The sequence below is a fragment of the Pantoea sp. X-Soil-YNGN-785 genome (assembly GCF_059730585.1).
The window spans coordinates 780,932-793,813 of sequence record NZ_AP035942.1 but is presented as its reverse complement, the minus strand read 5'-3'; the positions used below and the strand labels follow the sequence as shown (position 1 = coordinate 793,813).

The following is a 12,882-nucleotide window of genomic DNA, read 5'->3' as shown; positions in this document are numbered from 1 at the left end:
GCGCCGCTACTCTAACTGCTTTCTCGCGTGCCGCATGGCAGAACCCTCTGAATTCGATCCAGCGGACTCAACCCTGCGGGGACATTTTTTTGGTTCGCCTTGTTGGCAAAGCGGTGGCCGGATCCTCTGGCCAGAGGTGTTTCGGATAGCGTCCCTTCATCTCTTTCCTGACCTCCGGCCAGGCACCGCGCCAGAACGCCGCCAGATCGCGGGTGATCTGCAACGGTCGCTGGGCGGGCGATAGCAGCTCCAGCACCAGCGGAATACGTCCTTCCGCCACGGTGGGATTCTGCGCTTCGCCAAACATCTCCTGAATCCTGACCGCCAGCGCGGGCGGCTTATCCGCATCGTAGCGAATCGGCAGCCGGCTTCCGGTCGGCACAGTGTAATGAGTTGGCAGCACACTATCCAGCCGCTGACGTTGTGACCATGTGAGTAAATGTAAGAGCGCCGTGGTCAGGTTTACCGCCTGCAGGCTGCGCAGATCGCGTACCGCTGACATCTGCGGCAACAGCCACTGCGGCAGGCTCTCAAGCAACGTCTGATCGTCCATAGCGGGCCAGCTCTCTTCCGGCAGCCACTGTGCCGCACACTGGATGCGCAGGCGCAACTGTTCGACATCCGGCGTCCAGCCCAATACCGACAGACCTTTTTCGGCGATCCAGCGCAGTATGGCGGCGTGCAGAACGTCCGGCTCCGGGCGCGCCATCGGCTGGGTCTTCAGGATCAGCGCGCCAATCTGCTCACGTCTGAACGCACGCAGCGTGCCCTTCTCTTCGTCCCATTCCACTTCAGTCCGGCGCTCAATCAGTGCGGGCTGCTGCTGGTACAGCGTTTCAATGTCGACCGGCAGTGCCAGCAGCATCCGGGCATCCGGCGTCGCACTGCTTTGCAACAGGGCGGGTGCAATCAGCCATTCGTTGCGCGTCAGGCCATCCTGCTCATCGAGTCTGGCCCCCAGCCCGTTGGCCAATTGATAGCGACCGCTCTGATCGCGACGCCGCGCCAGCCGATCGCCAAACCCCACCGCCAGCAGGCCCGCGAAGCGATCTTCATCGATCCGTCCGCCAAGAATTTTGAGTCGCTGCTGCCACTGCTGCGCCCGCCGCTGCCATTGAGCCTGAGGCCGATGCAGCGCATCCCTCAGATCGGCACTGCCGCTGCGCGGAGGATCTTCCAGAATCGCCACCAGCAGCGCGGCGCTGGCGACCGCATCCGGCTCATCGCCCGCGGCACAGAGCATAGCAGCAAGCCGCGGATCGCACCCCAGCTGTGCCATACGCCGTCCCAGTGTGTTAAGCATGCCGTTGCTGTCCAGCGCACCCAGACGGGTCAGCTGCTGTTGTGCCGCTTCAAGATTTCTGGCGGGCGGCTGATCCAGCCACTGCAGCTGTTGCGGCCCGGTACAGCCCCACTGCAGCAGATCCAGCCACAGCGACGAGAGATCGCTGTTCACGATTTCCGGTTCGCTCTGCGCTGCTGCACGTGACGCCTGCTCCTGCGGCAGCAGATGCAGACAGATTCCCGGCATCAGTCGCCCGGCGCGACCTGCGCGCTGAATCATTGAGGCCTGGCTGATGCGCTGCGTCTGCAGACGCGTTACGCCGCTGCGAGCGTCAAACAGGGCGCTGCGCTCCAGCGCACTGTCGACTACCAGGCGAATCCCCTCAATGGTCAGGCTGGTCTCGGCGATATTAGTGGCGAGCACCACTTTGCGACGTCCGGCGGCGGCGGGCAGGATCGCCCGTCGCTGCGCCGCCAGCGGCAGTGCGCCATAGAGTGGTGTCAGATCCACATCGTCACTGATGCGTGGTTCCAGCTCACGTTTCACCCGTTCAATTTCCGCCACGCCCGGCAGAAACAGCAGCAGCGAGCCCGCTTCGTCGCGCAGCAGCTGAGCGACTTCACGCGCGACCGCCTCTTCAAAACGCACGTGCTGATTCAGCGACGCGTACCGCCGCTCAACCGGATAGCTGCGCCCTTCTGAGACGATCAGTGGCGCATCCGGCAGCAGCGCCGCCAGCCGGGCATTGTCGAGCGTGGCGGACATCAGCATGATTTTAAGGTCGTCGCGTAATCCCTGCTGCACATCGAGCAGCAGCGCCAGCGCCAGATCGGCCTGCAGGCTGCGCTCGTGAAACTCATCGAGGATCACCAGCGACACGCCCTCCAGCATCGAATCGTGCTGAAGCATGCGCGTGAGCATCCCTTCGGTAACGACTTCCAGCCGGGTTTCTGGCCCGACGCAGCTTTCGCCACGCATCCGGAATCCCACCGTGGCACCCGGCTGTTCGCCGAGCTGCTCCGCCAGCCGCTGCGCCACATTACGTGCCGCCAGCCGGCGTGGCTCCAGCATAATGATGCGTCCTGGCAGCGCCGCCTGCTGCAACAACTGCAGCGGCAGCCAGGTCGATTTGCCCGCGCCGGTAGGGGCGGCCAGCAGGATTTGAGAGGCGTCACGCAGCGCCGCCAGGATGTCTGGCAGCACCGCGCTGACTGGTAAATCGCTCACAGCAAACTCCGCTTCTGCCTGTGCTAAGATGGCGCGCATTGTAGCACGTGATATTTGCCGGAGAGCGCCATGGCGACACAACGCTTATTTTTTGCCATCAGCCTGCCTGACGAAATGCAGCAACAGCTGGTGCGCTGGCGGGCCGACACCTTTCCTGCAGAGGCAGGCACGCCTGTGGTCGCAGCGAATCTGCACCTGACGCTGGCGTTTCTGGGTGAGGTTGCACCGGAAACCTCACTGCGCCTGCAGACGCTGGCCTCCCGCATCGTCCAGCCCGGTTTCGATCTCGACCTGGATGATGCCGGGCACTGGCCGCGTCCCGGCGTGGTCTGGCTCGGCTGCCAGCGCGCGCCTCGCGGCCTGCTGCAGCTCGCCAGCCTGCTGCGGGCGCAGGCTGCCCGGCATGGCTGTTATCAAAGCCCACAGCCGTTTCATCCGCACATCACGCTGTTACGCCAGGCCACCCAGCCGGTTGCATTGCCACCACGCGGCTTTCACTGGCGTTTTCGCGTCTCCACCTTTTCACTGTTCGCCTCTGACTATGCCCGGGGCCGCACCCGCTACCGCGCGCTGGCCAGCTGGCCATTAACGTCTCAGGATCCGCATGCACTTCTCTCCGCCCCTTAAATCCGCCCGCCTGATCGCCCGTTACAAACGTTTCCTGGCCGATGTCGAGACGCCAGAAGGCGAAGTGCTGACGATTCATTGCGCCAACACCGGTGCCATGACCGGCTGCGCCACGCCGGGCGATACAGTCTGGTATTCCACGTCCGACAGCCTGACGCGCAAATACCCTCACAGCTGGGAGCTGACCGAAACGCAACAGGGCCACTGGATTTGCGTGAATACCCTGCGCGCGAACCAGCTGGTGGCTGAAGCGCTGGACCAGCATCAGCTGCCATCGCTGGCCGGTTATTCGCATCGACAGGCGGAAGTGAAATATGGCAGTGAAAAAAGCAGAATTGATTTCCTGCTCAAAGCAGAGGCACGGCGCAACTGCTATATTGAGGTGAAATCCGTAACCCTTTTACATGATGGTAAAGGCTATTTTCCGGATGCGGTGACGATTCGAGGACAGAAACACCTGCGCGAGCTGGCGACAGTGGCGGCAGAGGGTCATCGGGCCGTTTTGTTGTTTGCCGTTTTGCACTCGGGGATTGAGGACGTTTCCCCGGCACGCCACATTGATGCGGCGTATGCAGAACAACTGGCTCAGGCGCAACGGGAAGGTGTAGAGGTTTTAGCGTATCAGGCAGACTTATCGGCAGAGGGAATGTTTCTTAAATCGCCGATCAACGTAACCTTGTAATATCTTTTGCAATTTTATGTGGTAAGAATGTTCTGAGCTAAGGGCTAATTACGCTGTTCCTCACAGGCTTGTCAAGGTGTGTTCATGAAGAATTGCCAACCCTGACTGCTTCTGTTATTTATAGCGGCCTGTTTTTTTCCCCAATGGGGGATCGATGTACCCCGCAGACGTCAGATGCAGGCCGGCAGTAACGCCCCTGCGGGACGTAAGTCAGAGGGTATAGTGCGTGTTATCCAGGAGAAGCAACATGCAAGAAGGTCAAAACCGTAAAACATCGTCCCTGAGTATTCTCGCTATCGCTGGCGTTGAGCCTTATCAGGTTAAGCCTGGCGAAGAGTATATGAACGACGCGCAGCTGACCCATTTTCGCAAGATTCTGGAAGCCTGGCGTAATCAATTGCGGGACGAAGTCGATCGTACCGTATCGCACATGCAGGATGAAGCCGCTAACTTCCCGGACCCGGTTGACCGTGCCGCGCAGGAAGAGGAGTTCAGCCTGGAGCTGCGTAACCGCGATCGCGAACGTAAACTGATTAAAAAGATCGAGAAGACGCTGAAGAAAGTCGAAGACGACGACTTCGGTTATTGCGATTCCTGTGGCGTTGAGATTGGTATCCGCCGTCTCGAAGCACGTCCTACTGCCGATCTCTGCATCGACTGTAAGACGTTAGCAGAAATTCGTGAGAAACAAATGGCCGGCTAATGTCGCGTCCAGCCTGTTACCACGCAGTGGAAAAACCGTTGTGTTGTCCGCTGCGTGGTCACTTCTGAACCCTATGTCACCTTCCTGCATTGGTCGCTTCGCCCCTTCTCCCTCTGGTGAACTTCATTTTGGCTCGCTGATAGCTGCCCTGAGCAGTTACCTGAGCGCGCGCGCGCAAAACGGCATCTGGCGGGTGAGAATTGAAGATATCGATCCGCCACGGGAAGTGCCGGGTGCTGCCAGCCGCATTCTGCATCAGCTGGAACACTACGGTTTGACGTGGGATGGCGAGGTGCTGTGGCAGTCGCAACGTCATGAGGCCTACCGTGACGCACTGGCCTGGCTGCAGCAGCATCGTCAGAGCTATTTCTGCACCTGTCCCCGACGTCGCATTCAGGAGATTGGCGGTTTCTATGATGGTTACTGCCGTGAACGGCAACGCGGACCAGAGAATGCCGCGCTGCGTTTACGCCAGCATGCGCCGGTCTTTGCCTTTGACGATCGATTACGCGGGCGCGTAGAGGCGGACAGACGTCTGGCGCAGGAAGATTTTATTATTCACCGTCGCGATGGCCTGTTTGCCTACAACCTGGCGGTGGTCGTCGATGACCATTTTCAGGGCATTACCGAAGTGGTGCGCGGCGCAGATTTGATTGAGCCGACGGTACGGCAGATTGCGCTTTATCAGCAGTTTGGCTGGCCGGTGCCGGCCTGGCTGCACCTGCCGCTGGCGCTTAATCACGATGGCAATAAGTTATCAAAGCAGAATCATGCGCCTTCGCTGCCCGATGGCGATGCCAGACCCCTGCTGGTAGCGGCATTACGCTTCCTCGGACAGCCTGTTTCAGGCGGCTGGCAGGACTTAACGCAGGACAAACTGCTGTCTGACGCGGTGTCACAGTGGAATATCGCTTTGATGCCGCAACAGAACGCCCTGAAACCGGATGCATAGACAACAGCATTCTCAAACGGTTCTCAACAGGCTATGATTAGCCGCTGATTTTACCTACACCCTAATTGCCACTGTCGAGGTGTCCCATTTTTACCCGAGTAGCTAATTTTTGCCGGAAAGTCCTGAAGCGTGATGAAGAGGAAGCCCCAGCAGAGGTTGAACCAGAGCGTCTGATGACCATCATCCCTCGTGAAAGCCATACCATCTCACGTAAAGACATCAGCGAAAATGCCCTCAAAGTGCTCTATCGCCTGAACAAAGCCGGTTATGAAGCCTATCTGGTAGGCGGTGGCGTGCGCGATTTGCTACTGGGGCAAAAACCCAAAGATTTCGACGTGACCACTAACGCCACGCCTGAGCAGATGCGCAAGCTGTTCCGCAACTGTCGCCTGGTCGGTCGCCGTTTCCGGCTGGCACACGTGATGTTTGGCCCGGAAGTGATCGAAGTCGCCACCTTCCGTGGTCATCATCAGGTTGAAGAGATTGCGGAAGATCGCAACAGTTCGCAGCGCGCCCAGAGCGGCATGCTGCTGCGCGACAATATCTTCGGCTCTATCGAAGATGATGCCCAGCGTCGCGATCTCACCATCAACAGCCTCTACTACAGCGTGGCTGATTTCAGCGTGCGCGACTACGTTGGCGGCATCAGCGATCTCGAACAGGGCATCATTCGCCTGATTGGCGATCCGGAAACCCGCTACCGCGAAGATCCGGTGCGCATGCTGCGCGTCGCGCGCTTTGCCGCCAAGCTCAATATGAGCATTGCGCCGGAAACCGCCGAGCCGATTCCCCGTCTGGCCTCGCTGCTGCGTGATATCCCGCCTGCGCGCCTGTTTGAAGAGTCCCTGAAGCTGTTGCAGGCGGGTTATGGCTACAGCACGTATCTGAAGCTGTGTGAATATCAGCTGTTCCAGCCGCTGTTCCCGACGCTGGCGCGCAACTTCACGGAAAACAGTGACAGCCACATGGAGCGGATGCTGGCACAGGTGCTGAAAAACACCGACAACCGCATTCATAACGACATGCGCGTGAATCCGGCGTTCCTGTTTGCAGCGATGTTCTGGTATCCGCAGCTTGAGGCGGCCGAACGCATTGCGCAGGAGAGTGGCCTGACCTACTTCGAGGCCTTTGCGATGGCGATGAACGATACGCTGGACGAAGCCTGCCGTGCGCTGGCGATTCCAAAACGTATTACCTCGCTGATCCGCGATATCTGGTTGCTGCAGTTACGCATGTCGCGCCGTCACGGTAAACGCGCCTGGAAACTGATGGAGCATCCGAAATTCCGCGCCGCATACGATCTGCTGGCGCTGCGCGCGGAAGTGGAAAACAATCCGGAACTGCTGCGTCTGAGCCAGTGGTGGGGTGAATTCCAGGTCGCTGCGCCGCCGCATCAGAAAAACATGCTGAATAATCTGGGTGACGATCCGGTGCCGCGCAATAAATCGCGCCGTCCGCGCCGCCGCTCTTCCGCGCCACGTCGTGACAATCAAAACGTGTCATGACACGGGTTTACATCGCGTTAGGCAGTAATCTGGCCGATCCGCTGCATCAGGTTGATGCAGCGCTGACAGCACTGGATGCGTTGCCGCAGACGCAACGCATCGCGACCTCGCCGTTCTATCGCACGCCGCCTTATGGCCCGCCCGATCAGCCCGATTTTCTCAATGCCGCCGTGGCGCTGGAAACCGATCTCAGCGCTGAAGCCCTGCTTGACCATACCCAGCAGATTGAGCGGGATCATGGCCGGATACGCAAGGAAGAACGCTGGGGACCGCGCACGCTGGATATCGATCTCATGCTGTTTGGCGACGCAGTTATTAACACTGAGCGGCTGATTGTGCCGCACTACGACCTGCTGAATCGCGCCTTTATGCTGGTGCCCCTGCTGGCGATTGCGCCCGATGCCCGCCTGCCCGATGGCCGCGCACTCAGCACCGTTCTGGCCACCCTCGGCAGCAGCAACATCGTGCTGTGGCACGACTGATCAGACAAACGCACATCTCTGATTCCGCTCTTTCACGCTATCCAGTAAACTGCGCCCATCAGAATTCCTGAGTTGAGAGCGCCATGAAACCCACCACGATTTCACATCTGCGTCAGGCGAAAGCCAGCGGTAAAAAATTCGCGACGCTGACCGCCTACGATTTCAGTTTTGCCCGCCTGTTTGCCGATGAAGGCATTCAGGTGCTGCTGGTTGGTGATTCCTTAGGGATGACGGTGCAGGGGCACGACTCCACCCTGCCGGTTACGGTCAGCGACATCGCCTATCACACCGCCGCCGTGCGCCGTGGTGCGCCCCAGGCCCTGCTGCTCGCCGACCTGCCCTTTATGAGTTATGCCACACCAGAGCAGACCTTTGAGAGTGCCGCACAGCTGATGCGTGCCGGTGCCAATATGGTGAAACTGGAAGGCGGCAGCTGGCTGGCAGAGACCGTACAGATGCTGACCGAACGCGCCGTGCCGGTGTGCGGTCATCTTGGGCTGACCCCGCAGTCGGTGAATATTTTTGGCGGCTATAAAGTGCAGGGCCGTGATGAGGCCGGTGCCGATCAGCTGCTGGCCGATGCCCTGGCGCTGGAAGCGGCAGGCGCACAGCTGATGGTGCTGGAGTGCGTGCCGGTGTCGCTGGCGCAGCGGATCACCGGGGCGCTTACCATCCCGGTGATCGGCATCGGTGCCGGTAACGTGACCGATGGTCAGATTCTGGTGATGCATGACGCGCTGGGCGTAACCGGCGGTCATATTCCCAAATTTGCCAAAAATTTCCTGGCGGAGACCGGCGACGTTCGCGCGGCGATTCGCCACTATATCGCCGAAGTCGAGGCCGGAACCTATCCGGCGGCAGAGCACAGTTTCCAGTAATTCAGGAGAGTCACCGTGTTGATCATTGAAACGCTGCTGATGCTGCGCCAGGAAGTCCGTCGCTGGCGCCAGCAGGGTAAACGCATTGCGCTGGTGCCGACCATGGGCAACCTGCATGAAGGCCATCTGACGCTGGTGGATGAAGCCCGGGCGCGCGGCGACATCGTCATTGTCTCGATCTTTGTCAATCCGATGCAGTTCGATCGCGCCGATGATTTAGCGCGCTACCCGCGCACGCTGCAGGAAGATTGTGAAAAGCTGAACCGCCATCAGGTTGACGTGGTCTTTGCGCCCTCCCCGGCTGAAGTCTATCCGCAGGGCGTGCAGAATCAGACCTTTGTTGAGGTGCCGGTGCTCTCTTCCCTGCTGGAAGGGGCAACGCGTCCAGGCCATTTTCGCGGCGTGGCAACCATCGTCAGCAAACTGTTTAATCTGGTGCAGCCCGATATTGCCTGTTTCGGTGAAAAGGATTTTCAGCAGCTGGCTATCATTCGTAAGATGGTGGCTGATATGGGCTTCGACATTGAGATTGTTGGCGTGCCAACCGTGCGGGCGAAAGATGGCCTGGCACTGAGTTCACGCAACGGCTACCTGACATCCGATGAGCGCAAACTGGCCCCGGTGCTGAGCCAGGTGATGCATCAGATGGCTCAGCGACTTGAGAACGGCGAGCGTCACATTGAAGAGATTATCGAGACAGCCAGCGAGGCGCTGCTGGCACAGGGATTGCGTCCTGATGGCCTGGCAATCTGTGATGCGGAAACGCTGCAGCCGCTGACGGTGGACAGCCAGCGTGCGGTGGTGCTGATGGCCGCCTGGCTGGGTAAAGCCCGACTGATTGATAATCAAACTGTTGACCTGACGCTGTAAGTACGCCCGCTGCAGGTTATTTTATTTCTCTGATAAGGTTTCTGGCTATGATTCGCACAGTTCTGCAAGGCAAATTGCACCGCGTAAAAGTGACGCAGGCGGACCTCAATTATGAAGGCTCCTGCGCTATCGATCAGGATTTCCTGGATGCTTCCGGCATTCTGCAATATGAAGCGATCGATATTTATAACGTCACTAACGGTCAGCGCTTTTCCACCTACGCTATCGCGGCTGAGCGTGGTTCGAAAATTATTTCGGTCAACGGTGCGGCTGCCCGCTGCGCCTGCGAAGGCGATATTTTAATTATCTGCTCCTATGTGCAGGTAGAGGATGCCGTCGCGCGTCAGTGGCAGCCTAAAGTCGCCTATTTTGAAGGTGACAACCAGATGAAGCGTCTGGCGAAAGCATTGCCGGTACAAATTGCCTGATTAATCGATCAGCTGATAAAAAAGGGCCGCCATTAACATGGGCGGCCCTTTTTGTTTCTGCTTCTGCAATTAAACCGCTTTGGTTGTCATCGGCTTCGATGACTTTTTCATCGTAAAGAGGAAATTAAACCAGCCGCGTTTTCTCATCAGACATATTGTCAATGGCAGCGCCAGCGCCACCAGAAACGCCGAAATGAATTTCAGGTCATTCACCCAGGCTGACGGACTTTCAAACTTCACAATCTTACTGAAGAACTGAATCGCCAGATAATGCGACAGGTAGAAGACGATAGAATTGACGCCAATGTAGTAGACCAGCTCAGATTTCAGCTTCAGCGCAATCCAGACAAAGAATGGCACCGATAAGAGTGCAAGCGGTGATAATAACGCCTGGGAATGACGCTCCAGAATAAAGATATTCAGGCAGGAGAGCAGCACAAAACTGATCGCTGAGATTAACAGCGTCGGGCCATGCTGTACTTTCTCTGCGATATCCACCTGCTTACGTACCACGTAATCGCCCAGGTAGAAAAAGACAAACAGATAAAGCGATTTGTTGATGTGCGTATTGTCGAAGCTGGCAAATACGCCATCCGGATCGATGGCCGGCAGCGCCCAGCTCAGCGCCATACAGATAGCAAACACCAGCAGGAATGGCAGGTGGCGGGCAAAGATAATCACTATAAAGAAGATAAATAGCGAGTGCAGGAACCAGGTCATATCCCCGCCGCCGGTCAGGTGGGAGAGAATAATATTCATCGGTGACTGCGGCGTATTTGCCATTGAGCTGAACAGGATCTTTAACCCGCCATAGACCGCCACCCAGACCACAAACGGATAGAGAATACTGCGTACTTTGTTATTAAAAAAAGGACCCAGGCCTTTTCTTAATCCGGCATCGACAAACAGACCCGAAACAAAGAACATCAGCCCCAGTCTTACCGGTGCCAGCATCTCATTTAACAGGCTGCTGAAGGCGGTAAAATGTCCGGCATTATTATGTACGGCAATAGTGCTATGCAAAAAAATAATTGCGAGAATACTCAATCCCCGCAGATTATCGATCCACGTTATACGATTCATCTTTTCCTGCCTTTGATTAAAAACTGGCCCTGTTTAAGATGCCATTTTGCTTATTAAGAAGACTCTTAACCCACTCGTTCATCCCTGAGCAGAGGAATAACTTTATTCCGGCGGTATTTTGATAATTCATAATCAAATAAACAACAGCCAGCCTTTAAGCCTATTCTTAAAAAATATTTAACAGTTAAGAATCATTAAGATAGCGAAAGGTGACAGATTATTATCAGATAATACTTAGGGTTACTTTTTGTGAAAAAGGATGAAAGCTAGGCCGTGAGCGGCTTCAGAGACAGAAAAGAAATGACCAGGCAGATTTTAACATCGTTTTTAAGGCCAGGGAGAACCGTAGTTCGGGTTGTTTTTCACTCACCAAAAAAAAAGCCACGCCCTTATTGCAGCGTGGCCCTTACCATTCAACGTATTGTCAGGTGCGCAGTCCGCGTCCGCGCTGAATCAGCGCATAGACCAGCCAGTAGAACACCAGAATAAAGGCCATCAGTACCGAGAGCGTAAAGACCAGCGGCACATCATTAATGCCCAGGAAGCCATAACGGAATCCGCTAATCATATAAACGATTGGATTCAGTTTAGAGACAGCCTGCCAGATCGGCGGCAGCAGACTCAGCGAATAGAATACGCCGCCCAGATAGGTCAGTGGCGTCAGCACAAAGGTCGGGATCAGGCTGATATCGTCAAAGGTGCGCGCAAAGACGGCGTTGAGCAGACCGGCCAGTGAAAACAGAATCGCGGTCAGCAGCAGCGTGATCGCCACCATCGACCAGGAGTGCACATGAAACGGCACAAAGAACAGCGAGATGGCCGTCACCAGAATGCCGACGCAGACGCCACGCGCCACACCGCCGCCTACATAGCCAGCAATGATAATGTGGGTCGGCACGGGTGCAACGAGCAGCTCTTCAATGTTGCGCTGGAACTTGGCACTGAAGAACGATGATGCCACGTTGGCGTAGGCGTTGGTGATCACCGCCATCATGATCAATCCCGGCACAATAAACTGCATATAGCTGAAGCCGTGCATCTCACCAATGCGCGACCCGATCAGGTTGCCAAAAATGATGAAATAGAGCGTCATGGTGATGACCGGCGGCACCAGCGTCTGGATCCAGATACGGGCGAAACGGTTAACCTCTTTGGCCCAGATGCTTTTCAGCGCCACCCAGTACAAATGTGTCATGCTTTTGCTCCTGTTTTTCCCTGAGTCGTCAGGCCAACGAACAGCTCTTCCAGACGGTTGGCTTTATTGCGCATACTCAGCACCTGCACACCCTGCGCACTCAGCTGGCTGAAGACGCTGTTAAGGCCCTGCTCACGCAGCACTTCCACTTCCAGCGTTGAGGTATCGGTCAGCCGGTATTGGAAGCCCTCCAGTTTCGGCAGCGGACTGCGCGGTGCCAGATCCAGGATAAAGGTTTCTGATTTGAGCTTGGACAGCAGTTCTTTCATCGAGGTGTTTTCCACCAGCTCACCGCTCTGGATGATGCCGATGTTACGGCACAGCATCTCAGCTTCTTCCAGATAGTGGGTGGTGAGAATGATGGTAGTGCCTTTAGCATTGAGATCTTTCAGGAACACCCACATTGAGCGACGCAGTTCGATATCCACGCCAGCTGTCGGCTCATCCAGAATCAGCAGTTTTGGCTCGTGCATCAGTGCTCGGGCGATCATCAGGCGGCGCTTCATCCCGCCGGAGAGCATGCGCGCACGTTCGCTGCGTTTTCCCCACAGGTCGAGCTGCTTCAGATATTTTTCCGCACGCTCATTGGCTTCACGACGCTCAACGCCGTAGTAACCCGCCTGATTCACGACGATCTGCATCACCGTCTCAAACGGGTTGAAGTTAAACTCCTGCGGCACCAGGCCGAGCTGGCGCTTGGCATTCACCACATCTTTTTCTAAATCGTAGCCAAACACCCGCACGCTACCTTCGGATTTATTGACCAGCGAACTGATAATCCCGATGGTGGTCGATTTACCGGCACCGTTTGGCCCCAGCAGTGCATAAAAATCACCCGCTTCAACGTTAAGATCGATGCCCTTTAGCGCCTGCACGCCGCCGGGATAGGTCTTGGTCAGCCGGGAAAGTTCCAGTGCATAAGTCATTCTGCATCCATACCCTGTTTTGATGGCATTGCAATGCCG

General features: G+C 56.8%; 13 protein-coding genes. 9 read left to right on the top strand and 4 right to left on the bottom strand.

Going from position 1 to position 12,882, the window contains the following annotated elements:
• Positions 1-67: 67 nt before the first annotated feature.
• Positions 68-2,551, bottom strand: a complete 2,484-nt coding sequence (gene hrpB / locus AC6I8E_RS03495; protein WP_497824433.1) for an ATP-dependent helicase HrpB — start codon at positions 2,549-2,551, stop codon at positions 68-70.
• A gap of 30 nt (positions 2,552-2,581) precedes the next feature.
• Here hrpB and thpR point away from each other — a divergent pair, with 30 nt between their 5' ends.
• From thpR to panD, 9 genes are all read left to right on the top strand, one after another.
• Positions 2,582-3,139 (top strand): RNA 2',3'-cyclic phosphodiesterase, encoded by a 558-nt coding sequence (thpR, locus tag AC6I8E_RS03490; protein ID WP_107319342.1) that lies wholly within the window; start codon positions 2,582-2,584, stop codon positions 3,137-3,139.
• A complete protein-coding gene (gene sfsA / locus AC6I8E_RS03485) occupies positions 3,117-3,821 on the top strand; it encodes a DNA/RNA nuclease SfsA (RefSeq protein WP_033781911.1) in 705 nt (234 codons plus the stop codon). The genes thpR and sfsA overlap by 23 nt, the downstream gene beginning before the upstream one ends.
• A gap of 247 nt (positions 3,822-4,068) precedes the next feature.
• Positions 4,069-4,524 (top strand): RNA polymerase-binding protein DksA, encoded by a 456-nt coding sequence (gene dksA, locus AC6I8E_RS03480; protein WP_008925615.1) that lies wholly within the window; start codon positions 4,069-4,071, stop codon positions 4,522-4,524.
• A 73-nt stretch (positions 4,525-4,597) separates the two neighbouring features.
• Positions 4,598-5,476 (top strand): tRNA glutamyl-Q(34) synthetase GluQRS, encoded by an 879-nt coding sequence (gene gluQRS / locus AC6I8E_RS03475; protein WP_370426042.1) that lies wholly within the window; start codon positions 4,598-4,600, stop codon positions 5,474-5,476.
• Positions 5,477-5,562: 86 nt separating this feature from the next.
• The gene (gene pcnB, locus AC6I8E_RS03470) at positions 5,563-6,981 is read left to right on the top strand and encodes a polynucleotide adenylyltransferase PcnB (protein ID WP_218832235.1); all 1,419 of its coding nucleotides are present in this window, start codon (positions 5,563-5,565) and stop codon (positions 6,979-6,981) included.
• Positions 6,978-7,463 (top strand): 2-amino-4-hydroxy-6-hydroxymethyldihydropteridine diphosphokinase, encoded by a 486-nt coding sequence (gene folK / locus AC6I8E_RS03465; protein ID WP_497824432.1) that lies wholly within the window; start codon positions 6,978-6,980, stop codon positions 7,461-7,463. The genes pcnB and folK overlap by 4 nt, the downstream gene beginning before the upstream one ends.
• A gap of 83 nt (positions 7,464-7,546) precedes the next feature.
• Positions 7,547-8,341: a 3-methyl-2-oxobutanoate hydroxymethyltransferase gene (gene panB / locus AC6I8E_RS03460; RefSeq protein WP_013356817.1), complete on the top strand. Its 795-nt coding sequence runs from the start codon at positions 7,547-7,549 to the stop codon at positions 8,339-8,341.
• A 15-nt stretch (positions 8,342-8,356) separates the two neighbouring features.
• Positions 8,357-9,211 (top strand): pantoate--beta-alanine ligase, encoded by an 855-nt coding sequence (gene panC, locus AC6I8E_RS03455; protein WP_497824431.1) that lies wholly within the window; start codon positions 8,357-8,359, stop codon positions 9,209-9,211.
• Between the two features lie 47 nt (positions 9,212-9,258).
• Positions 9,259-9,639 carry an aspartate 1-decarboxylase gene (gene panD / locus AC6I8E_RS03450; RefSeq protein WP_013356815.1) on the top strand — a complete coding sequence of 127 codons (381 nt, stop codon included), beginning with the start codon at positions 9,259-9,261 and terminating at the stop codon, positions 9,637-9,639.
• Between the two features lie 69 nt (positions 9,640-9,708).
• On the opposite strand, the gene AC6I8E_RS03445 is transcribed toward panD, so the two are convergent.
• The 3 genes from AC6I8E_RS03445 to AC6I8E_RS03435 form a co-directional block, all read right to left on the bottom strand.
• A complete protein-coding gene (locus tag AC6I8E_RS03445) occupies positions 9,709-10,722 on the bottom strand; it encodes an acyltransferase family protein (protein ID WP_013356814.1) in 1,014 nt (337 codons plus the stop codon).
• Positions 10,723-11,146: 424 nt separating this feature from the next.
• Positions 11,147-11,917 (bottom strand): ABC transporter permease, encoded by a 771-nt coding sequence (locus AC6I8E_RS03440; protein ID WP_497824430.1) that lies wholly within the window; start codon positions 11,915-11,917, stop codon positions 11,147-11,149.
• Positions 11,914-12,843 (bottom strand): ABC transporter ATP-binding protein, encoded by a 930-nt coding sequence (locus tag AC6I8E_RS03435; protein WP_033731601.1) that lies wholly within the window; start codon positions 12,841-12,843, stop codon positions 11,914-11,916. The genes AC6I8E_RS03440 and AC6I8E_RS03435 overlap by 4 nt, the downstream gene beginning before the upstream one ends.
• Positions 12,844-12,882: the final 39 nt, after the last annotated feature.